Below are 22,287 nucleotides of genomic sequence, written 5' to 3'. Positions count from 1 at the left end.
GGTGGTCGCCGGCTGTGCCAAAAAGATCCGCCCCTGTCAGGGGCGGGCTTCGACCGGCCGGCCGACCGGCTGTTCCGGGCGGAGGCGGGCGGCCCGGCCGGGGCGGCCGGCAAGCGCTACCGAGCCCTGCTGCAGGGCGATGAAGGCGAAGAGCAGCAGGCCGGTGGCGATCTTGGTCCACCAGCTCGACAGGGTCCCGTCGAAGGTGATGGCCGTCTGGATCAGGCCGCCGATCATGACGCCGAGGAACGTGCCCAGGATGCCGCCCTGGCCGCCGGTGAGCAGCGTGCCGCCGATCACCACGGCGGCGATCGCGTCGAGCTCGACGCCCACCGCCGAGAGCGGGGTGCCCGAGGCGGTGTCGAGGGAGAACACGATGCCGGCGAGCGCCGCGAGCAGGCTCGACAGGGCGTAGATCGCGATGGTGTTGCGCCCGACCCGCACGCCCATCAGCCCGGTGGTGTGGCGGCTGCCGCCCAGCGCGTAGACGGTGGCGCCGAAGCGCGTGGCGTGGAGCAGCACCCCGCCCACCAGGAACACGGCGAGCATCACGCAGGCCGTCAGGGTCAGCCGCCCGCCGCCGGGCAGGCTCACCGACAGGTCGGCGACCGCACTGTAGAGCGGCGCGTTGATCGGCACGGACTCGGTGGAGAGCAGGAAGCCGGCGCCCCGGGCCAGGAACATGCCGGCCAGGGTCACGATGAAGGGTGGCATCTCGAAGACGTGGATCAGCGCGCCCATGGCGGCGCCGAACAGGGCGGCGGCCCCGAGCACGATCCCGAAGGCGGCCAGCGGCGGGATCCCCCAGCGGTCGATGGCGAGCGCCAGGAACACCGTGGTGAAGCCGACCACCGAGCCGACCGAGAGGTCGATGCCGCCGGAGATGATCACGAAGGTCGTGCCGACCGCGACGATGCCCAGGAAGGCGTTGTCGGTGAGCAGGTTGCCGACGACCCGGGTGGTCAGGAAGGCGGGGAACTGCGTGGCGCAGAGGCTGTAGCCGGCCGCGAACAGGAGCGCGGCGACCAGGACCGGAAGGTTGCGGCTCATCACGGCTTCCGCAGCAGCAGGGTGAGGCCCGACAGGCGGGGCGACTGGACGAGGAGCACCGCCAGCACCACCGCGGCCTTGACCACGAGGTTCAGTTCCGGCGGCAGGCCGGAGAGCAGGATGCCGGTGTTCATCGCCTGGATGATGAAGGCGCCGAGCACCGCCAGCCACAGGCTGAACCGCCCGCCGAGCAGGGACGAACCGGCCACCACCACGGCCAGGATCGCGTCGAGCTCCAGCCACAGCCCGGCATTGTTGGCGTCCGCCCCCAGGATGTCGGCCGCCGCGACCACGCCGGCGAGCGCCGCGCAGAGGCCGCTCCAGGCATAGACCGCCACCGTCACCGACCTTGTGTCGATGCCGGCGAGCGCGCTGGCGCGGGCATTGCCGCCGGTGGCCTCGATCATCAGGCCGAGCGCCGAGCCGCGCACCAGGGCGAGCGTCAGGAGCAGCATGACGAGGACCAGCACCACCGGCATCGGCACGCCGAGCAGCGCGCCGCCGCCCAGGAAGGCGAGATCGGGCGAGGCGAAGGTGACGATGCGCCCCTCGGTGATCAACTGGGCGATGCCCCGGCCGGCGACCATCAGGATCAGGGTGGCGACGATCGGCTGGATCCGCAGGCTCGCCACCAGGAACCCGTTCCACAGCCCGCAGGCGAGCCCGGTGCCGAGGGCGGCGGCGAGGACCACCGGCAGGGGGTAGCTGTCCGCTAGGCTCGCCGCGACCGCGCCGGCGATGGCCATCACGGCGCCCACCGACAGGTCGATGCCGCCGGTGGCCACCACCAGCACCATGCCGAGCGACAGGAGCGCCACAGGCGCGCCGCGGTTGAACACGTCGACGAGGCTGCCGAACAGGCGCCCGTCCTGGAGATGCACCGCGAGGAATTGCGGCGAGGCGAGCCGGTCGGCCAGGAGCACGGCCGCGAAGGCGAGGAGCTGGGGCGCTCCAGAGCGAAGGACGCGCATCAGGCGGGTTCCGGGACCGGTGTGGACGCCGCCTCGGCGGCGATCGCCCGGAGGATGGCGGTGAGGTCGACCGCGCTGCCGGCGAGCTCGGCCACCTGGGCGCGGTCGCGCATCACGATCACCCGGTCGGAATAGGTCACGATCTCTTCGAGCTCCGAGGAGATCACCAGGAGGGCGAGGCCCTCGTCGCAGAGCCGGCGGATCAGCCGGATGATCTCGGCATGGGCCCCGACATCGATGCCGCGGGTCGGCTCGTCGAGGATCAGCAGGCGCGGCTCGGTGGCGAGCCAGCGCGCCAGCAGCGCCTTCTGCTGGTTGCCGCCGGAGAGGAGCCCGATCGGCCGCTCCGGATCGGGCGGGCGGATGTCGAGCATCGTGATGAAGTCGCGGGCGATCTTGTCCTGGGCCGCCCGGCCCAGCGGCCGGAACGGGCCGCGCCGGGCCTGCAGGGCCAGCACGATGTTCTCCCGCACCGTCAGGTCGGCGACGATGCCCTCGGTCTTGCGCTCCTCCGGGCAGTAGCCGAACCGGTGGCGCAGGGCGTCCCGGGGGCCGGCGATCCGGATCGGCTTGCCGTCGAGCAGGATGCGGCCGCGATCGGCCCGCTCGGCGCCGAACAGCAGGCGGGCGGTCTCCGTCCGTCCGGAGCCGAGGAGGCCCGCGAGGCCGACCACCTCGCCGCTTGCCACCGTGAGATCGACCGGCTGGAGGTAGCCGGCCTTGCCGAGCCCTTCCGCCTGCAGGACGGGCGTCCCGGATTCTTTCTGGGACGACCGATCCGCCTGCTCTTCCCGCTCGGCGGTCTCGGCGAGGTCGTGGCCCAGCATCGTGTGTACGAGTTCGAGCCGCGGGAAGCGGGCGGTCTCGCGCTCCGTCACCAGCCGGCCGTTGCGCAGGACCGTGATCCGGTCGGTGATCGCGTAGACCTGCTCCAGGAAGTGGGTGACGAAGACGATGCCGATCCCCTGCTCGGCGAGGCGGCGCATCACGGTAAACAGCACCGTCACCTCGTGGGTGTCGAGGCTCGCGGTCGGCTCGTCGAGGATCAGCGCCCGGGCCGAGAGATCCACCGCCCGGGCGATCGCCACGAGGTGCTGCACCGCCACCGGGTAGCGGCCGAGCGGCGCCCCGACATCGATCGACAGGCCGAAATCCGCGAGCAGCGCGGCCGAGCGCCGGCGCATCTCCCGGGTGCGCACGAGGCCGAACCGGGTCGGCTCGCGGCCGAGGAACAGGTTCTGCGCCACGGTGAGGTTCGGCAGCAGGCCGACCTCCTGGTAGACCGTGGCGATGCCGGCCCGCGCCGCGGCTTCCGCCGAGCGCGGGGCGATCGGCGCGCCGTCGAGCCAGACCTCGCCGGCATCGCGCCGGACGACACCGGTCAGGGTCTTGATGAAGGTCGACTTGCCGGCGCCGTTCTCGCCGAGGAGGGCGTGGATCTCTCCCCGGCGCAAGGTGAAGTCGACCCCTGCGAGGGCCTGGTGCCCGGCGAAGCTCTTGGAGAGCCCGCGGACGCTGAGCAGGACGGAATCGGACACGATGCGATCGCAGTGGTCGGTCAGTGCGTCAGTAGCCGAGGTTCTTCTTGCTGTTGTAGACCTTCAGCGGGTCGTCGGCGGCGGTGTAGAGCTTCGACTCGGTCTGGATCCACTTGGGCGGGACGGTGCCCTTCTCCTTGTAGGCCTTGAGCACGTCGAAGGCGGGGCCGGCCATGTCGGGGGTGAGCTCGACGGTGGCGTTGGCCTCACCCGCGGCGATCGCCTTGAAGATGTCGGGCACCGCGTCGATCGAGACCGTCAGGATCTCCTTGCCGGGCTTCAGGCCGGCTTCCTTCATCGCCTGGATGGCGCCGACCATCATGTCGTCGTTGTGGGCGTAGACCGCGCAGATCGATTGGCCGCCCTCGGCCTTGATGAAGCTCTCCATCACCTCCTTGCCCTTGGCCCGGGTGAAGTCGCCGGTCTGGCTGCGCACGAGCTTGATGTTGGCGTGGGGCGCGATGGCGGCGTCAAAGCCCTTCTTGCGGTTGGTGGCGACGCTGGCGCCGACCGTGCCCTGGAGCTCGACCACGTTGCAGGGCTTTTCGCCGACCGTCTTGGTCAGCCAGGCGCCGGCGACCCGGCCCTCCTCGACGCTGTCGGAGGTGACGGCGGTCAGGTAGAGCTCCTTGCCGGCGGGATCGATGTCGCGGTCGAGCAGGATCACCGGGATCTTCGCGTCGCGGGCTTCCTTGAGCACCGCATCCCAGCCGGTGGCGACCACCGGGGCGAGCAGGATCGCGTCGACCCCCTGGGCCACGAAGGACCGGATCGCCTTGATCTGGTTTTCCTGCTTCTGCTGCGCGTCGGCGATCTTGACGGTGATGCCGCGCTTCTTGGCCTCGTTCTTGGTCACGGTGGTCTCGGCGGCACGCCAGCCGGATTCGGAACCGATCTGCGAGAACCCGACGGTCAGCGAAGCCGCCTCGGCCCCGCCGGCCCACGCGAGAAGCGCGCCCGCGAGCATGGCCTTGATGGAAATGGTCCCTCTCATCGACGTCCCCCCTATGAATGCGTCCGCCGCCTCTTCAGAGCGATCGGTCACCATATGTATGACATATGCGCGGCGGGTTGAACAGCCGGTCTCGCGACGCAGCCCCAGAGGGCGCCAAGCCTGCAATGCGGCGAGACCGCCGGCCCTATGCGGGCCTGCACAGCGGCCGCATATCCGGAGAAACAGCGCGCTCTATCAGGTCATTGTGATTCTTGGGTGATTCCGGAACGGGGAAGGCCGCCCTTCCGCATCGGGCTTCCGAGCAGCGCCTTCCGCCTTCGCCGTCGCGCGTTTCGGGAGGTTGATTGGTGCGCACGCGCCGGTTTGCCGACGGGTGGCGGGTTGGTGATTCGACGAGCCGGAGGGTTTTCAGCGACAAAATTGTCTGAGTTTAAGGCGGGCCGACTGGTTGCTGTCAGAGCGGCGCCAACCGGTGATGCGCGTGAAGCGGTTGGCGCGGGTTGGACAGGGGCCCACTGCACCATCGCTCGTGGAGGACGCGGGGTCCCTGTCCGTTTGCTTCAAGCTCCCGGATCAGAACGTGAAGGCCGCGACGCGCCCCCTCTCCCGTGCGGGAGAGGGTTGGGGTGAGGGACCCGCCCTTTCCGGAAGACCCTGTCCCCTCACCCTGTCCCTCTCCCGCACGGGAGAGGGGACCCGCGTCATGTCCGGAAGCGTGAGGATCCTGTAACCGTCCAGGAGAGGCCGCGCCGCGAGCCTGTGCCGTCCCTCGGTTGAGGCAAGCGGTCCGTCAAACAGCAAAAAACCCTGCCCGATTGGGCAGGGTTCTGGCCGTTCAGCCCGTCGGGATCAGCCCAAAAGCTTGTCCAGGGTGATCGGCATCTCGCGCACCCGCACGCCGGTGGCGTGCCAGACCGCGTTGGCGATGGCGCCGACCGTGCCGGTGATGCCGATTTCGCCGACGCCCTTCACGCCGAGCGTGTTCACGATCGAATCCTCCTCGTGGACTAGGATCGCCTCCATCGCCGGAATGTCGGCGTTCACGGGCACATGGTACTCGGCGAGGTTGTCGTTGAGGAAGCGGCCGGTGCGTGGGTCCATCTCGGCGCGCTCGTGCAGGGCGAAGGACAGGCCCCAGATCATGCCGCCGTAATACTGGCTCTGGACCAGCCGGGGATTGATCACCCGGCCCGCCGCGAAGGCGCCGACCAGCCGGCTGACCCGGATCTGGCCGAGATCGGGATCGACCTTCACCTCGGCGAAGACCGCCCCGTGGGCGTGCATCGCGTAGGATTTCTGGGCCGCCGGGTCGGCGCCGGCCTTGCCCTGGCCCTCGATGCTGGCCCGCCCGGCCCGCTTGAGGATGTCGGCGAACGACTCGCTGCGGCTCGGGTCGTCGCGCCGGGTCAGACGGCCGTCCGCGGCGGTCACGCCGGCATTGCCCGCACCGTAGAGCGGGGAGGCGGGGTCGTCGGTGGCGAGCTTGGCCAGCTGGGCGATCACGTCCTGGGACGCGGCGTGGATCGCGTTGCCGGCCGTGGCGGTGTGGCCGGAGCCGCCCGCGATGCCGGCATTCGGCAGATCGGAAGACCCCATCCGGAAGGTGAGGGCCTCCATGCCGATCCCGAGCCCGTCGGCGGCGATCTGGGCCAAAGCCGTCCAGGCGCCCTGACCCATGTCGATCGCCCCGAGCTCCACCGTGCCGGTGCCGTCGGCGCGGATCTCGGCCCGGGCCATGCCTTCGAAGATCAGGGCCGGGAAGGTGGCAGTGCCCATGCCGGTGCCGACCAGGAACCCGTCCTTGTCCCGGGTCTGGCGGGGTTGCAGCGGGCGCCCGGTCCAGCCGAACGCCTCGGCGCCGCGCCGGTAGCATTCGCGCAGGGCCTTGGAGGAGAACGGCTTGCCAGTGATCGGCTCGACCTCGGCGTAGTTGGCGAGACGGAACGCCAGCGGGTCCATGCCGAGCTCGTGCGCCATCTCGTCCAGCGCGCTCTCCAGGGCGACGCTGCCGGTGGCCTCGCCGGGCGCGCGCATGAACAGGGGTGTGCCGGTATCGAGCCGCACCGCCTCGTGCCGGATGGCGATGGCCGGGCTGGCGTAGAGGGTGCTGGTCGCCCGGCCGGCCGGCTCGAAGAAGTCGTCGAAGCTCGAGGAGGCGGTGAGGATGTGGTGGTCCAAAGCCGTGAGCTTGCCGGCCGCGTCGGTGCCGAGCCGCAGCGTCTGCCGGGTCGGGCCGCGATGGCCCATCGGGCCGTACATCTGCGACCGGGTCGGCACCAGCTTGACCGGGCGTCCGACCATCCGGGCCGCCATGCAGGCCAGCACCTGCGGCCCCGAGGGCACGCCCTTGGAGCCGAAGCCGCCGCCGAGATAGGGGCTCTCGATGTGGATGTCGTCGGGCTTGATCCCGAACAGCCCGGCGAGCCGCCCCTGCGAGATCGCGAGCCCCTGGGTCGGCATGTGCAGGGTCAGCCGATCGCCGTCCCACTGGGCCAGGGCCGCGTGCGGCTCCATGGCGTTGTGATACTGGGCCGGGGTCTCGTAGGTGGCCGCGATGGTGCTCGATGCGGCTGCCAGGCCCGCCTCGACGTCGCCGTCGCTCTCGGCCGGGGCCGCGCCGACGCCGACGGAATCCGGGGTGAACACGTCACCCGCGTCGAGGCCGATCCGGGGCGTCTCGGTCTCGTAGGTCGGCGCCAGCAGCCGCGCGCCCTCGGTGGCGGCCTCCAGGGTCTCGGCGATCACCACGGCGATCGGCTGGTTGGCGTAGCGGACCCGGTCGTTCTGCAGCAGATCCAGGCGGAAGATGAACGGCCCGGCCTTGGCGTCGGGGTCCTGGGCGAGTTTGGGGGCGTTGTCCGGGGTCATCACCGCGACGACGCCCGGATGGGCCTCGGCGGCGGACCGGTTCAGGCCGGTGACCCGGCCCTTTGCGATCCGGGCGACGCAAAGCGCCGCGTGGAGCGTGCCGGGGGGCAGGTTGTCGGCGGAGAACCGGGCCTGGCCGGTCACCTTGAGGGGGCCGTCCCGACGGGTCAGCGGCTGGCCGATGCTGGAGCCGTGGCGGGTGCCGGCGGCGGCGTTCAGGGGGGTGGCGGTCGCGGTCATGCGGTCTGTCCTCAGACGATGCCGAACGGGGAAGCGGGAAGGGCCGGGATCCGGGCGGGGGTCCCGGCGGCAGCCAGCGTCAGCGCCCGGATCGCGACGCGGCGGGCGAGCTCGATCTTGAAGGCGTTGGCCTCGCCGGTGGGCTTGGCGCCGTCGAGCGCCAGGGCGGCGGCCTTGGCGTAGGCCTCGGGGGAGGGCGCCTGGCCGGCGAGCGCGGCCTCGGCCGCCTCCACCCGCCAAGGCTTGAGAGCCAGCCCGCCGAAGGCCAGCCGGGCTCGCCCGATTTTTTGGCCGTCCAGCGTAAGGGCGGCCGCCGCCGAGACCACCGCGAAGGCGTAGGAGGTGCGGTCGCGGACCTTGAGGTAGCGGGCATGGCCCTGGAACGCGGCCGCCTCGGGGGGCAGCCGAACGGCGGTGATCAGCTCGGCCGGACGGAGCGCCGTCTCGTGCTCGGGATGGTCGCCGGGCAGGGTGTGGAAGGCGGTGAGCGGCACCTCCCGGGCGCCGTCCGGCCCGGCGATCTCGACCACGGCGTCGAGGGCGGCGAGCGGCACGCAGAAATCGGACGGGTTGGTGGCGATGCAGTGCTCGCTCCAGCCCTGGACGGCGTGGATCCGGGTGGCATGCCCGAGTGCCGCGCAGCCGGAGCCGGGCGCGCGCTTGTTGCAGGGCGAGACCGCGTCGGTGAAGAACGGGCAGCGAGTGCGTTGCATCAGGTTGCCGCCCACCGTCGCGGCGTTGCGCAGCTGCGCCGAGGCGCCGGCCAGCAGGGCCTCGGCCACCATAGGGTAAGTTTTTTCGAAGGCCGGGTCGTAGGCGAGGTCACTGTTGCGCACGAGCGCGCCGATCCGGGTGCCGCCGTCCGGCAGTTGCTCGATGCTGGAGAGACCCGGCAGCCGGGTGATGTCGACGATCCGGGCCGGGGCGGTGACGCCGCCCTTCATCAGGTCGACCAGGTTGGTGCCGGCGGCGAGATAGGCGGTGTCGGGCTGCTGCCCGGCCGCGACGGCCTCCGGCAGGCTCGCGGGGCGGATGTAGTCGAAGTTCCTCACGCCGCGTCCTCCCGTTGCTCGTTCTGGCCGGCGGCGCCGCGCGAAGCGTCCTGCACCGCGTCCAGGATGCCGGCATAGGCGCCGCAGCGGCAGAGGTTGCCGCTCATGCCCTCGCGGATACGCTCGGGATCGGTGCCGGCATGGCCCTCGCGGATCAGGCCGACGGCGCTCATGATCTGGCCGGGGGTACAGAACCCGCACTGGAAGCCGTCATGGGCGATGAAGGCTGCCTGGACCGGGTGCAGCCGGTCGCCCTCGGCCAGCCCCTCGATGGTCAGGACCTCGGCGCCGTCGAGGCTCACGGCGAGCGTCAGGCAGGCATTGATCCGCCTGCCATCCACCAGCACCGTGCAGGCGCCGCACTGGCCGCGGTCGCAGCCCTTCTTGGCGCCGGTCAGGCCGAGCCGTTCGCGCAGGAGATCGAGGAGGGTGACGCGCGGATCGTCGAGGGCGATCTCGCGGGCCTGCCCGTTCAGGGTGAGCCTGAGGGGAATGGTCATGCTGGGTCCCGGCTGGCAAAGGCTGGAACCGTTACAGATAGCCGGCACCCCGCCTCCGGCGAGACCCCGGGGCGGGGATCATGTGCGCAAGCTCACAGAGCGACGCGCCTGCGCGGATCGGCTTACTTGACCGTCACCTCGGAGACGGACTTGAGGACGGTCTTGCCTTTCCCGGTCTTGATCTCCACGGCCGGCTCGTCCTTCGAGGCCTCGCGCTTGACCGTGTTGCCCTTGATGGTCTTCTCGACATCCTTGGTGTGGACCTTTGTCACCTCGCCTTCGACGGTGCCCTTGCCCCACTTGTAGGTGACGTCGTCCCCGGTCTTCACGTTGGCCTTGCTCATTCCACGCTCCATCGTCTGGTGCGGGAGAAGGCCGCCGCGGGCGAGGGCGTTCCCGGCTATCCCCGGCCGGAATGCCGCAGCCGAGCGACCTAAGCGGGCCTTCAGCGCCCGACTTCCCCGCGCAACGCCACGACCATCGCCTCCACGGTCGCCTGGGCGGTGTCGCCGAGGTCGATATCGGTCTCGCCGGCGGTGACGAGGCCGCGCTCTTCCAGCTCCTTCACGCCCGCCGGGTCGGCCTCGTGCCCGGCCCCGTCCTTGCGGATGACCGAGGTGACGCGCTCGCCGCTGACGAGGCGGTGATAGGCCGCGAAGGCGAAGATCGAGAGCGCCTTGTCGGAGAGTCCGTTCACATCGTCGGCCATGGTGCCCTCCATCGAGACGGGTTCGACTGACGGAACGCCGCCCGGCGCCACGGGGTCCGGGGATGGCCAGAGGTGCGACGATCCGGTGCGCCGCTGGCGGCCGGCCGGCCCGGCGGGTCCGCGTCGCCCTGGGACCGCCTTCCTGCTACTCTGCCCCCGCCCATGACCGTAAAGACCGATCAGACCGCCGTGGAACCCAGCCCGGACGCCTCCGAGGACCCCGCCGCACCGGGTCTCGCGCCCCCCGATCTCGGCTACCGCCTGCGCCAGCAGGTGATCCTGTCCGAGTTCGGGGTCGAGGCCCTGCGCGGCACCGATGTCGACCACCTGCTGCAGCGGGCCGCGGAGCTGTGCGCGCGGGGGATGGGGGCCGAGTTCTGCAAGGCGCTGGAATACCGCCGCGGCGAGGACCTGCTGCTGGTGCGCGCCGGCGTCGGCTGGGGGCCGGACGTGATCGGGCAGGCCCGGGTCGGGGCCGATCTCGCCTCCCCGGCGGGCTTCGCCCTCAAGACCGGCCGGCCGGTGATCTCGAACCACCTCGCCGAGGAGACCCGCTTCCGCACGCCCCAGCTCATGGCCGATCACGGCATCCGCCGGGCGATCAACGTGCTGATCGAGAACCGGGACGGCGCCTTCGGGGTGCTGGAGGTGGACGACACCCGCGAGGGCATGTTCGAGGAGGCCGACATCGCCTTCATGCAGGGCTTCGCCAACCTGCTCGGCGGCGCCATCGAGCGCCAGCGCACCGAGAGCCTGCTGCGGGCCGCGCTGGCCCGGCAGGATCTCCTGGCTCGGGAGATGAGCCACCGGGTCAAGAACAGCCTCGCCATCGTGGCGAGCCTGCTCGCCCTCCAGGCCCGGGCCGCCGAGGCCGAGCCCGCCGTGCAGGCGGCCCTGTCGGACGCCCGCAGCCGCGTCGAGGCCATCGCGGGCGTCCACGACCAGCTCTGGCGACAAGGAGACAAGGCCGGGGACGGGGAGGGGGAGGGCGTGCCCGGCGAGCTCGACCTCGCGCCGTTCCTGGAGAAGCTGGTGGCCAATCTCGACAGCGGCGCGCCGGGCCTGAACCTCACCTGCACGGCGGCGGCGCAGCGGATCTCGGCGGACCGGGCGATCCCGATCGGACTCCTGGTCAACGAGCTCGTCACCAATGCGCTGAAATACGCCTACCCGCCCGAGACCCATCCCGAAGGCGGCGCGATCCGGGTCCGGGCCGAGCGTGCCCTCGACACCCTGGTGGTCGAGGTCGCCGACGACGGCGTCGGGCTGCCGGCGGATTTCGAGATCGGCCGCGCCTCGAAGAGCCTTGGCATGCGGGTGGTGGGCAGCCTCACCCGGCAGCTCGGCGGCCAGCTCACGCTGCCGCGGACGGGGCAGGGGACCTGCTTCCGGCTTGAGGTGCCCCTGGAGACCTGAGCTGCCGTCCCGGCGCCTGCGCTCAAGTTCAGGTAGATTCGGACGAAGAAACCGGGCAAAAGTGGCAATCGCCGCCGGGGTCGCCCGATGCCGGCGCTTGCGGAGGGGACGGGATGCGACGGCGGCGCGTGCTGCTGGCAGGGCTGGCCCTGGCGGGCCTCCTCGGGCTCGCCGCCCTCTCCGAGCCGGACCTGCGCGAGCGGGGCGCGCCCCTGCTCGCCGCCTTGAACGGCCTCGTTACCCCATTCCTGCCCGCCGCCCCCGCTGCCGGCGCCCCGGAGCTGAAGGCCACCGCGCGCGTCGCCGTGGAGGACGGGCGCACCATCGTGCGGCTCACCCCGGAGGAACGCGCCCGGGTCGGCCTCGAGACTGCCATCCTGCCGGCCCGGGCGCACCGCCAGGAGCTGACCGCCTATGGCAGCGTCCTCGACCTCGCCCGGGTGACGGAGCTGACCAACGCCTATGCCGGCGCCGTGGCCGGGCTCCAGACCGCCCGAGCCCGGGCCGAGGTCTCGACCAGCGCCGCGCGGCGGGCCCGCAGCCTCGGCACCGCCACCATGGCGGCCGCCCAGATCGAGACCGCCGAGGGCACAGCCCTGACCGATCAGGCCGCCGTGACGGCCGCGGAATCGCAGCTGCGCACCCTGGCGGCCACCGCCCAGCAGGAATGGGGGCCGGTGCTCGGCCGGGGCATCGTCGAGCGGGCGCCCCTGGTCACCCGCCTGATCGAGCGCGCCGACTTCCTGATGCAGGTGACCCTGCCCCCGGGCGAGTCCCTGAACCCGCCGCCGGAAGCCGCCTTCGCGGAGGTGCCGCCGCAGAGCGACCGGGTGCCCCTGCGGCTGGTCTCCCCGGCGACCCGCACCGATCCCCGGATCCAGGGCCAGAGCTTTTTCTATCTCGTCTCCGGGGCGGGCGGCCTCCTGCCCGGCATGAGCACGATGGCGTTCCTGCCCGCCGCCCGCTCGGCCACCGGGGTGCTGGTCCCGGAAGACGCCGTCGTGCACGGGGAGGGGGGCACCTGGGTCTACCGGGGGATGCAGGGCGGTTATATCCGCCACCCGGTCCGGGCCGACGCGCCGCTCTCGGCCGATTCCTTCGTGGTCGAGGACCTGCCCGACGGCACCGAGATCGTGCTGAAGGGCGGCCAGGCCCTGCTCTCCGAGGAGATGAAGGGCCAGATCCGGGTCTCCGGCGACGACGATGACTAAAGCGCGCGCCGCCGAAGTGGATACCGGTTCGGCGCCGGCGAGCGCGTTGAATCAAGGTGAGCCGCTCCCCCGCGGCCCCCAGGCCGGGCTGGTCGGGTTCTCGGTGCGGCGGCCGCGTGTGGTGCTGGCCCTGGCCTGCGCCCTCCTGGTCTTCGGCCTCTACGCCCTGCGCAGCGCCCGCTACGACGTCTTTCCGGAATTCGCGCCGCCCACCGTGACGATCCAGACCGAGGCGCCGGGCCTCGATCCCGAGCAGGTCGAGGTCCTGGTCACCCAGGCGATCGAGGGGGCGGTGGGCGGCCTGCCCGGGCTGGAGACCCTGCGCTCCTCCTCGATCCAGGGCCTGTCGGTGATCAGCGCGGCGTTCCGGGCCGGCAGCGACGTCGACCGGGTGCGCCAGCGGGTCAACGAGCGCCTGGCGGCCCTGGCCGGACGGCTGCCGCAGGGCGTCATGGCGCCCGCCATGACGGCGCTGACCTCCTCCACCTCGACGGTGCTGCTGATCGGCCTGACCTCGGACAGCCGCAGCGCCATGGACCTGCGCACGCTCGCCGACTGGACGGTCCGGCTGCGCCTCCAAGCGGTGCCGGGCATCGCCCAGGTCTCGGTCTATGGCGGCGACGTGCGCGCCCTCCAGGTGCAGGTCCGTCCCGACGACCTGATCCGCTACCGGGTCGGGCTCAACGACGTGCTGGCGGCCGCCCGCAAGGCCACGGGGGTGCGGGGCGCCGGCTTCGTGGACACGCCCAACCAGCGGGTCGGCCTGCGCACCGAGGGGCAGTCGCTCACCCCGGAGGCGCTGGGGCGCACCGTGCTGGTCAACGAGGGCGGGGCGAGCGTGGTCCTGGCCGACGTCGCCACGATCCTGGCCGCCCCCGAGCCGGCGATCGGCGCGGCCCTGGTGGACGGCAAGCCCGGCGTGCTGCTGATGGTCGGCGCCCAGGTCGGGGTCGACACGCGGACCGTCACCCGGCGCCTGGAGGCGGCCCTGGCGGAGCTGCGGCCGGCCCTGGCGCGGGCGGGGGTGAGCCTGCACGCCGACCTGTTCCGCCCGGCGAACTTCGTCGACGTCGCCAACGGCAACGTCCTCCAGGCGCTGATGCTGGGCGGCGCCCTGGTCGTCGTCGTCCTGCTGGTTTTTTTGGCCGACTGGCGCACGGCCCTGATCAGTGCGGCCGCGATCCCGCTCTCGCTGATCGCTGCAGCGCTCGCCCTCCAGGCCTGGGGCGAGAGCCTCAACACCATGACGCTGGGCGGGCTGGCGCTGGCCATCGGCGAGGTGGTGGACGACGCGGTGATCGGCGTCGAGAACGTCGCCCGGCGCCTGCGCGAGGCCCGGGCACAAGGGAGGAGCGGCGGGCCCCGCGTCGTGTTCGACGCCATCCTGGAGGTGCGCGGCGCCGTCGCCTACGCCACCCTGGCGGTGCTGCTGATGTTCCTGCCGGTGCTGGCGCTCACCGGGGTGGCCGGCCGCCTGTTCGGCCCCCTGGCGCTCGCCTACATCGCCGCCGTGCTGGCCTCGCTGCTGGTCGCGCTCACGGTCACGCCCGCCCTCGCCCTGATGCTGCTCGGCGGGACCGGGCGCGCCAAGGCCGAAGCCGCCGACCCGCCGGTGGTGCGCCTCTGCCGGGCGGCCTATCGCGGGCTGCTCGCCGGGATCGGGCGGGTGCCGCGCACCGCCATTCTCGCGAGCGCGCTTGCGGTCCTGGCCGGGGCCGCCCTGGTGCCCCGGCTCGGCGCCAGCTTCCTGCCCGACCTGAAGGAGGGCCACCTGATCCTGCACATGGCCGCGGCCCCCGGCACCGCCCTGCAGGAATCGCAGCGCCTGGGCGGCCTGATCACCGCCGGCCTCAAGGGCATCCCGGGGGTCCGGACCGTGGCGGCGCAGATCGGCCGGGCCGAGGCCGGGCAGGACACCGCCGGCACCCATTACAGCGAGATCCATATCGACCTCGAACCCGGCCTCGACGGCGCGGCCCAGCGGGCCACGGAGGCCGGGATCCGCGCCCTCACGGCGGGCTTCCCGGGGGCGGCCTTCTCGCTCAAGACCTTTTTGACCGAGCGGATCGAGGAGACGGTCTCGGGTCATACCGCGCCCGTGGTGGTCAACCTCGTGGGCGACGACCTGCCCCGGATCGAGGCCGCCGCCCGGGCGGTGGCGCGCGAACTCGCCGAGGTGCGGGGCGCCCGCGACGTGCAACTCGCAGCCCCGGCCGGGCTGCCCCAGGTGACCGCCGCCTTGCGCCCCGCGGATCTGCGCCATTGGGGCCTCGACGCGATCGAGGTGCTGGAATCGGTGCGCACCGCCTATCAGGGCGACACGGTCGGCCAGACTTATGTCGGCAACGCGGTGTTCAACGTGCTGGTGATCCTCGACGCCCGGTCCCGCGGCCGGCTCAGCGCGGTGGGCGACCTGCCCCTGCGCAATCCGGGCGGGCGCTACGTCCGGCTCTCGCAGGTGGCCGATATCTACGAGAGCACCGGCCGCTACCAGGTCCAGCACCAGGGCGCCCAGCGGGTCCAGACGGTGACCGCGGCGGTCGAGGGCCGGGACGTGGCCGGCTTCGTGGCGGCGGCGCGCGCCAAGATCGCCCGGTCGATGCGCCTGCCGGAGGGCGTCTACGTCGCCTTCGCGGGGGCCGCGGAGGCGCAGGCCCAGGCGCGCACCGACCTCCTGGCCCATGCCGCGCTCGCCGGGTTCGGCATCGTGCTGCTGCTCGCCGTGGTCACCGGCTCGGGGGCGAACCTGCTGCTGGTCCTGGTGACCCTGCCCTTCGCGTTCGTCGGCGGTGTGGCGGCGATCGTGCTCACCGGGGGCGTGCTGTCCCTCGGGTCGATCGTCGGCTTCGTCACCCTGTCGGGCATCAGCCTGCGCAACAGCGTGATGATGATCGCCCATTACGAGCAGCTCGTCACCGCGGGCCGCCCCTGGAACCGGGCCACCGCCGTGGAGGGCGCCGCCGACCGGATGGTGCCGATCCTGATGACCTCCCTGGTCACCGGCCTCGGCCTGCTGCCCCTGGCGCTGGGAGCGGGGGAGCCCGGACGGGAGATCGAGGGCCCGATGGCGCTGGTGATCCTGGGCGGCCTCGTCACCGCGACGCTGCTCACCCTGGCGATCCTGCCCGAGCTCGCCCTGCGCTTCGCCCGGTTCCGGGGGCCGGGGAGGGGGCTGGACGCGCAGGCCCGGGCCGCCTGAGGCCCGGGTCCGGGCCTGCGCAGCCGCACGGCTGACGCAGTGCAGCAATTCGGGCGCGGGCGCGTTGCCGCTGGCTTGCGATGAGGCGCGAGCGCAGGATCAACAGGGACGATGGCAGAGATGAAACCGCGCGTGGCCCTCGGGCTCCAGGGGGGCGGCTCCTACGGCGCCTATGGCTGGGGGGTGATCGACCGGCTGCTGGAGGAGCATATCGAGATCGTCGCGGTCAGCGGCGCCAGCGCGGGCGCCCTGAACGGCGCCGCCCTGGTGGCGGGCCTGGCCACCGGCGGCGATGACGGCGGCCGGGAGGCCCTGGAGCGGCTGTGGCGGGCCACCGCCGAGCGCTCGCCCCTGCGCGGCTTCGAGGGGTTCGGGGCCTCCTTCGAGCCCTTCCTGGACCCGTTCGTCGCCCGGTCCCTGGCCCTGTTCCGCGAGGCTTCGGCCTATGTCTCGCCGTTCCTGCCGGCCTTGCGCGACATGCACCTGTTCCAGGCGGTGGTGCGCGCCAGCATCGACCTCGAGACCGTCGCCCGGCAGGAGCGGGTGCCGCTCTACGTCTCGGCCACCGACATCCTCACCGGGGCAGCGCGGCTGTTCACCGGCTCCGAGGTGACGCTGAAGGCGCTGATGGCCTCCTCCTGCCTGCCGGAGCTGTTCGCCCCCGTGGAGATCGACGGCCGGCGCTACTGGGACGGAGGCTACGCCGCCAACCCGGCCCTGGAGCCCCTCGTGTTCAACGGCCACGGCGCCACCGACCTGATCGTCCTGCAGCTGACCCCGTTCGTCACCGACGCGATCGGCCTGCTGCCCTCCGAGGTCGCCGGGCGAGTCAGCGACATCAGCTTCAACGCCTGCCTAATGCGCGACCTGAAGGCGCTCACCGAAGTGCAGCGTTACGCAAGGGAGACTGGGGCACAGGATGCCCGGATGCGGGCCATCGCCGACATCAACATCCACCTGCTGCAGGCGCCCTGCGAGCTGGCCGGCGGCGCGGTCAGCAAGCTCGACACCCGCTGGTCGACGATCAGCGCCCTGCGCGACCTCGGCCGCGCCACGGCCGAAAGCTGGCTGGCGGAATCCGGCCACGCGATCGGCGCGGATTCGAGCCTGCAGACCCTGGAGGCGGCCATCGCACCCTGAGGCCGGGGAGGGGGCTCCACGGCACCGGACCCGAAAAACCCCCTCCTCCCGGCCCGCCCCGCGGCGGCGCCCATGTGTGCACAGGGCTGGACAAACCTGGGCGAACACCGCGATCTGTCGCGAAAGGGCTCGGTGGATCAGAGCGAACGACAGTGACCGGGATGAGGAACGCGGCGGCCGCGAGGCTTTCGGAGCGGCTCCACGGGTTTCGGAGCCTGGGCGACAATTGCGAGTTCGGCTTCGTGCAGCGCTACGGCGGCGTCGAGCCGTCCGGGCTGCTGCGGTTCTCCTACACGCCGATGGAGGATCTGATCCGCGGCCTGCGCTGCGGCTTCGCGGATTTCGGCGTGCCGGGCGACCTGCGCATCGCGGTGAGCGACGGCGGCACCTATTACTGCCACAGCGTGGCCTACAACATCTGGGCGAACACCGGCCATCCCGCGGGCTCGATCGACCCTGAGGTGCTGGTCGAGCGCGAATACGGCCGCCTCGCCCACCTCAAGCGCAAGATGCTGGACGACCTCGCCGACGGATCGAAGATCCTGGTCCGCAAGGTCGGCCGCGACGTCCCGGATTCCGCGTTCGAGCGCCTGTCCGAGGCGGTCTGGGCGCACGGCCCCTCGACGCTGCTGCGCGTCACCGAGGCCGGGCCGGATTGGCGCCCGGAGCCGGCCCGGCGGGCCGCCGACCGGGTGATCGCGGGGCGGGTGCGCCGCTTCGCCCCCACCGAGCAGGCCTGGGAGGTCGATCTCGAACCCTGGCTCCACCTCATCGACAGCGCCTACGCGCTGGCGCACGGCCAGGCGCCGACCGACCTGGGGGCGGGGGCCTTCGCGGACGCCCTGACGCTGCCGGGCGGCCTGCGCCGGCATGCCGGGCGGCACCCGACCCAGGCGCTCAGCGCCTATACGCGGGCGGTCGACCCGGCCCGCCTCGGCACCGACAAGGCCTACGTGTTCTCGACCTGGGTGTGGATCCCCGAGACGTTCGGCGGCGAGCGGATCTTTGCCGTCGCCGGCCATGGGCGCCTGGGCTGGCGCGACGCCGACCTGTCCCGGCGCGGCTGCTGGCAGCGCGTCTGGGCCGGCGGACGGATGCGCCCGAACGTCGACCGCGAGCCCGTGGGGCTCGGCATGATCGGAACCAAGCGGGACGCGTTCTGGTCGTTCGGCGCGCGCTTCCACGAGGGCCCGATCCCGGAGGAGGGGGCCGCGCCCACAATCCGGATGCCGCCTGCCCGCTTCCCGGGGCGCCGCCTGTTCGGCTGGCTGCGTTCGAAGCTGCCGTAACGCCCGTGCGCCATTCCAGAGCTCAGCAAGCGAGCCCGGCCCTGACGAGGCCGTCGGAAGCGCCGATCGCGAACCGCCGACGGCCCGCAAGACCTCGACCTGTCGGCGGATCTGGATCCCGGGCTCCGCTACGCGGCCCGGGGATGACGGTGTGGTTCTGGAAGCTGCTACCCGGATCCTGCGCCAGGGCCGTCAGGAGATATCCCGGACCCAGCCATTGGACCCCAACCACACCCCTCCCGACCTAGATCCAGAGTTCGCATAAGATATATTATGGAACTAAGGCCGCCAGGGTGCTCGGGTGAGGGGGTCTGGCATGCCAGATGGCTGGGTTCGCCGCCGGATCGGAGCGGCGTATCCCGCCTGGCTCTGGCCGGCCTCCGAGAGCCGGCCCGAGCCCCGGTGCCGCGAAACGGCCCCACGCCCGAGCCGCGCCGCGTCGGCGAAGCGGCGGAACCGGGTGAGGGCGGTTCGAGGAACCCGGGCCGAAAGCGCCCTCCCCGCGGCGTCACGCGGCGCGTCCGGCGAGCCGGCTCTGGTCGACGAAGATCCGGCCGTCCTGGGCGCGGCACTCGATCTGGTCCGACAGCCGGCCCGGCCGGATCCGGATCGCCGCCGGCCGGTCCAGGGCCTCCGCCTGGTCCAGGAAGCCGGCAGTGTCCATCGGCGCGTCGCGGCCGCCGCCGAGCCCGCGCCACCACAGCACCGCCTTCTCCCGCTCGTAGCCGCTGCGCTCGGGCCGCAGGCGCACCCGCCAATCGGCCGCGGCGGTGCCGTCCCGCCAGCCGAGCACGAGGTCGAGCCCGTCCGGGGCCGCCTCCAGGCTCAGATCGGTCACCGGATGCCAGGGTGCCTCCGCCTCCGGGGCAGGGCCGGCCGGCTCGGAGGCCGGCACGATGTCGGCCGAGAGGATCGGCAGTTCGTCCTCGGCCGCGGCGTCGTGCAGGGGGGCGCCCTCCTCCTCCGTCTCCGGCTCGGTCCAGCAGGCCTCGCAGGTGGAGGCGTTCAGGGCGATCAGGGCGCCGCAGCCAGGGCAGGGCTTGGCGCGCAGGCCCCCTGCCCCGCCGAGCACCTGAGCGGCACTCTGCGCCGTCACGGCGTCCACCGGCCCGTGCATCCGCACCAGGCCGGCATAGTCGAGGATCAGCGCGTCTTCCTTGCCGGGGGCGCAGCGCAGCGCCCGGCCGACCTGCTGGACGTAGAGGCCGGTGCTGCGGGTCGGGCGCAGCAGCGCCACGAGGTCGACCTCCGGGGCGTTGAAGCCGGTGCCGAGCACGCCCACCGAGGTCAGGCAGCGGATCTTTCCCGCCCGAAACGCCGACACGATCCGGTCGCGCTCCCGGCGGGGCGTCTCCCCCGAGACCGTCTCGCAGGAATACCCCTCGGCCCGCACCGCGTCGCGCACGGCCTCGGCATGGGCGAGGCCGGCGCAGAAGGCGAGCCAGGCCCGGCGGCCGCTGCCGTATTCCGTCAGCTCGGCCACGGCGGCCTTAGTGATCCAGTCGCGGTTGACCGCCGCCTCCAGCTCCCCCGGGATGTAGTCGCCCCCGCGCCGGCCGACCCCGGAGACGTCGAGCTGGGTCAGGGTCGCCTTGGAGACGAGGGGCGCCAGGAAGCCGCGCCGGATCAGGTCGCCGGTATCGGCCTCGTAGGCGATCCCGGCGAACAGGCGACCCTCCCCTGCGTCGAGCCGGCCGGAATCGAGCCGGTAGGGGGTCGCGGTGAAGCCCGCCACCCGCATCCCGGGCGTCAGCGCCTGCAGGCCCGCCAGGAACCGGCCGTAGCGGGTCTGGGCGGCGCGGGGGATCAGGTGCGCCTCGTCGACGATCACGAGGTCGCGCGGGCCGACCGCGTCGAGCCGGTCGGCCACGGACTGGATCCCGCAGACCAGGACCTGCGCCCCGGCCTCCCGCCGCCCGAGCCCGGCGGAGAAGATGCCGGCCGGCGCTTCCGGCCAGTAGCGGGTCAGCTCCGAAAAATTCTGGGCGACGAGCTCGCGGCTGTGGGTGACGATCGCCACCCGGGCGAGGGGGTTTTTTGTCACCGCCTCCCGGGCGAGGGCGGCGATGACCAGGGCCTTGCCGGCCCCGGTGGGCAGCACGACCAGATGTCCGGGCGCCGCCGCGTCGCCCCCTCCCCGCCCCCAGGCGGCCGCGAGCGCGTCGAGGCTGGCGCGCTGGTAGTCCCGCAAGCGCAGCATGGCGGCGGTCTAGCCGGGTCGGGCCGCCCTGTCCGTGGCGGCGGGGTCACGGCGGGGGCGCTTGGATCCCCTCACGCAGCAAGCCGGCGTAACAAATAAATATCCATGATCCAGCCGTGCCGCGCCCGGGCCTCGCCCCGGACCCGCCGGATCTCGTCGCCAACTGTGCCGAGGCGGCCGGAGACCAAAATCTCGTCCGGGCTGCCGAGATAGGCGCCCCAGTAGATCGTCAGATCCGGGTCGAGATGGGCGAAGCTCGGATCGCCGTCGAGCATCACCACGACGCTCTCGGCATCCTCCGGCCAGCCCGCGGCGAGGCGGCGCCCGGTGGTAATCAGCACCGGGCCGCCGATGGCGTTGAGCGGCACGCCGTGGCGGGCGGCCAGGACCTGCACGCTGGAGAGGCCGGGGATCACGGCGTAGCTCAGGGCGAGACGCCCGCGCGACGCAATGCGGTCGAGGATCCGCAGGGTGCTGTCGTAGAGGGCCGGGTCGCCCCAGACCAGGATCGCCCCGACCTGACCCGTATCGAGTTCCGCCGCGAAGGCCGCCTCCAGCCGCTCGGCCCGGGCCGCATGCCAGGCCTCGACGGTGGCGCCGTAATCGGCCGGGCGGCGCTCCCGGGGCGGGTCCTCGACGGTGACGACCCGGTGGGGGTTTCGGATATGGGCGGCGCAGATCCGCTTGCGGATGTCGACGAGGTCGGCGGTCTCGGCGCGCTTGTCGAGCACGAACACCGCGTCGACATCGGAGAGCGCCCGCACCGCCTGGAGGGTCAGGTGCTCGGGATCGCCCGTGCCGATGCCGATGACCCGGATCTGCCTGTCCTGCATGCCGCTTTGTCCTCCGCCGGGCCGGGGGAGGGCCGGCGTCGGCGTCCCCTACCCGCGCCCGTCCGCTTTGGCGAGGATCGCCCGGGCGATGGTCAGGTCCTGGAGGGCGATGCCGGAGGAATCGAACACCGTGATCGCCTTCGGGTCGGTCCGCCCCCCCTCCCCGGCTCGGAGCACGGCGCCGATCGCCTGCAGATCCGCCGCCGCGGGGGCGTGCTGGAACTCGCCGATGGTGCGCGATTGCTCGGGCAGGTCGCAGTAGAGGGCCGCCCGCTCCAGCAGGGCCGGGGGCAGCTCCTGCTTGCCCTTCGCGTCCGCCCCCATGGCGGCGACATGGGTGCCGGGGCGGACCCAATCGACCTCGAACAAGGGCGCCCGCGCGGGCGTCGCCGTCACGATCACGTCGGCGGCCCGGCAGGCCTCCTGCGGATCGGCCGCCCGCACCTCCACGGCGATCCCCTGCCCGCGCAGGCGCTCGCCGAACCCCGCGACCTTGGCCGCGTCGCGCGCCACCACCAGCACGGTCCGGATCGGCAGGATCCGGGCGAGCGCCGCGCATTCGAACTCCGCCTGGTTGCCGGCGCCGAACACCGCCAGCACCGCCGAATCCGGCCGGGCCAGGACGCTCGCCGCCACCGCGTCGGCGGCGGCGGTGCGGTAGGCGTTGACGCGGCCCGCCTCGATCACCGTGTCGACTCGGCCGACAGCCTGGTCGAACAGCAGGATCACCGAATTGTGCCGCGGCAGGCCCCGGTCGGGATTGCCCGGCCAGAACGAGCCGACCTTCAGGCCGGCATAATCGGCCGTCGATCCCGACTTGATCGAGAACCGGTTGGTCGGCTCCGAGCCGTGGCCCAGCACCGCCGGGAACAGGGTGGTGCCCGGCGCGACCGCGGCGATCAGCGCCTCCCGGGCCGCCGCGAACGCCAGGGCGTGATCGACCAGGGCGGCGGATTCCTCTTCCGAGATGAAGCGCATGACGTGACGATCTCCAAGGTCATGGTTTCAAAAGGTCTGCGACCTTTTGCGGGTGCAGGGCAGCGCCCTGCCGTGATGAATCAGGGCTCCGCCCTGCACCCGCCAAAGGGCTCGCCCTTTGGGAACCCATGACGGTAC

17 protein-coding genes are annotated in these 22,287 nt (G+C 72.5%); 5 read left to right on the top strand and 12 right to left on the bottom strand.

Annotated features, from left to right (window positions below):
* Positions 1–36 precede the first annotated feature (36 nt).
* The 9 genes from yjfF to BM228_RS25495 all read right to left on the bottom strand — a co-directional run bounded on the left by yjfF (position 37) and on the right by BM228_RS25495 (position 9,883).
* A complete protein-coding gene (yjfF, locus tag BM228_RS25535) occupies positions 37–1,050 on the bottom strand; it encodes a galactofuranose ABC transporter, permease protein YjfF (RefSeq protein ID WP_092044983.1) in 1,014 nt (337 codons plus the stop codon).
* Positions 1,050–2,021 carry an ABC transporter permease gene (locus BM228_RS25530; RefSeq protein ID WP_092044981.1) on the bottom strand — a complete coding sequence of 324 codons (972 nt, stop codon included), beginning with the start codon at positions 2,019–2,021 and terminating at the stop codon, positions 1,050–1,052. The genes yjfF and BM228_RS25530 overlap by 1 nt, the downstream gene beginning before the upstream one ends.
* Complete coding sequence (locus tag BM228_RS25525; RefSeq protein WP_092044979.1) at positions 2,021–3,559, bottom strand: sugar ABC transporter ATP-binding protein; 1,539 nt, start codon at positions 3,557–3,559, stop codon at positions 2,021–2,023. Before BM228_RS25525 ends, BM228_RS25530 begins: the two co-directional genes overlap by 1 nt.
* Positions 3,560–3,587: 28 nt before the next feature.
* Positions 3,588–4,553: a galactofuranose ABC transporter, galactofuranose-binding protein YtfQ gene (gene ytfQ, locus BM228_RS25520; protein WP_425284994.1), complete on the bottom strand. Its 966-nt coding sequence runs from the start codon at positions 4,551–4,553 to the stop codon at positions 3,588–3,590.
* Positions 4,554–5,363: 810 nt separating this feature from the next.
* A complete protein-coding gene (locus BM228_RS25515; protein WP_092044977.1) occupies positions 5,364–7,622 on the bottom strand; it encodes a xanthine dehydrogenase family protein molybdopterin-binding subunit in 2,259 nt (752 codons plus the stop codon).
* A gap of 11 nt (positions 7,623–7,633) precedes the next feature.
* Positions 7,634–8,674 carry an FAD binding domain-containing protein gene (locus tag BM228_RS25510; protein ID WP_092044976.1) on the bottom strand — a complete coding sequence of 347 codons (1,041 nt, stop codon included), beginning with the start codon at positions 8,672–8,674 and terminating at the stop codon, positions 7,634–7,636.
* Complete coding sequence (locus BM228_RS25505) at positions 8,671–9,174, bottom strand: (2Fe-2S)-binding protein (RefSeq protein ID WP_092044974.1); 504 nt, start codon at positions 9,172–9,174, stop codon at positions 8,671–8,673. Before BM228_RS25505 ends, BM228_RS25510 begins: the two co-directional genes overlap by 4 nt.
* Positions 9,175–9,296: 122 nt before the next feature.
* On the bottom strand, positions 9,297–9,518 hold the full coding sequence (locus BM228_RS25500) for a hypervirulence associated TUDOR domain-containing protein (RefSeq protein WP_092044973.1): 222 nt from the start codon (positions 9,516–9,518) through the stop codon (positions 9,297–9,299).
* Positions 9,519–9,619: 101 nt separating this feature from the next.
* Complete coding sequence (locus tag BM228_RS25495; RefSeq protein WP_092045007.1) at positions 9,620–9,883, bottom strand: hypothetical protein; 264 nt, start codon at positions 9,881–9,883, stop codon at positions 9,620–9,622.
* Between the two features lie 162 nt (positions 9,884–10,045).
* Between BM228_RS25495 and BM228_RS25490 the strand changes: the two genes are divergently transcribed.
* From BM228_RS25490 to BM228_RS25470, 5 genes are all read left to right on the top strand, one after another.
* Positions 10,046–11,299, top strand: a complete 1,254-nt coding sequence (locus tag BM228_RS25490; RefSeq protein ID WP_208612098.1) for a sensor histidine kinase — start codon at positions 10,046–10,048, stop codon at positions 11,297–11,299.
* A gap of 113 nt (positions 11,300–11,412) precedes the next feature.
* Positions 11,413–12,510 (top strand): efflux RND transporter periplasmic adaptor subunit, encoded by a 1,098-nt coding sequence (locus BM228_RS25485; RefSeq protein WP_092044971.1) that lies wholly within the window; start codon positions 11,413–11,415, stop codon positions 12,508–12,510.
* A complete protein-coding gene (locus BM228_RS25480; protein ID WP_244537309.1) occupies positions 12,503–15,709 on the top strand; it encodes an efflux RND transporter permease subunit in 3,207 nt (1,068 codons plus the stop codon). The genes BM228_RS25485 and BM228_RS25480 overlap by 8 nt, the downstream gene beginning before the upstream one ends.
* Positions 15,710–15,820: 111 nt before the next feature.
* A complete protein-coding gene (locus tag BM228_RS25475; RefSeq protein WP_092044969.1) occupies positions 15,821–16,849 on the top strand; it encodes a patatin-like phospholipase family protein in 1,029 nt (342 codons plus the stop codon).
* A 161-nt stretch (positions 16,850–17,010) separates the two neighbouring features.
* Positions 17,011–18,138: a hypothetical protein gene (locus BM228_RS25470; RefSeq protein WP_244537308.1), complete on the top strand. Its 1,128-nt coding sequence runs from the start codon at positions 17,011–17,013 to the stop codon at positions 18,136–18,138.
* A gap of 508 nt (positions 18,139–18,646) precedes the next feature.
* Here BM228_RS25470 and BM228_RS25465 read toward each other — a convergent pair.
* From BM228_RS25465 to BM228_RS25455, 3 genes are all read right to left on the bottom strand, one after another.
* Positions 18,647–20,338: a DEAD/DEAH box helicase gene (locus BM228_RS25465; RefSeq protein ID WP_092044966.1), complete on the bottom strand. Its 1,692-nt coding sequence runs from the start codon at positions 20,336–20,338 to the stop codon at positions 18,647–18,649.
* A gap of 71 nt (positions 20,339–20,409) precedes the next feature.
* Positions 20,410–21,171 (bottom strand): precorrin-6A synthase (deacetylating), encoded by a 762-nt coding sequence (gene cobF / locus BM228_RS25460; RefSeq protein WP_092044965.1) that lies wholly within the window; start codon positions 21,169–21,171, stop codon positions 20,410–20,412.
* Between the two features lie 48 nt (positions 21,172–21,219).
* A complete protein-coding gene (locus BM228_RS25455; protein WP_092044963.1) occupies positions 21,220–22,149 on the bottom strand; it encodes an ornithine cyclodeaminase family protein in 930 nt (309 codons plus the stop codon).
* Positions 22,150–22,287: the final 138 nt, after the last annotated feature.

Source organism: Methylobacterium pseudosasicola (assembly GCF_900114535.1).
GTDB lineage: Bacteria > Pseudomonadota > Alphaproteobacteria > Rhizobiales > Beijerinckiaceae > Methylobacterium > Methylobacterium pseudosasicola.
This window is presented reverse-complemented; position numbering and strand designations above follow the sequence as displayed.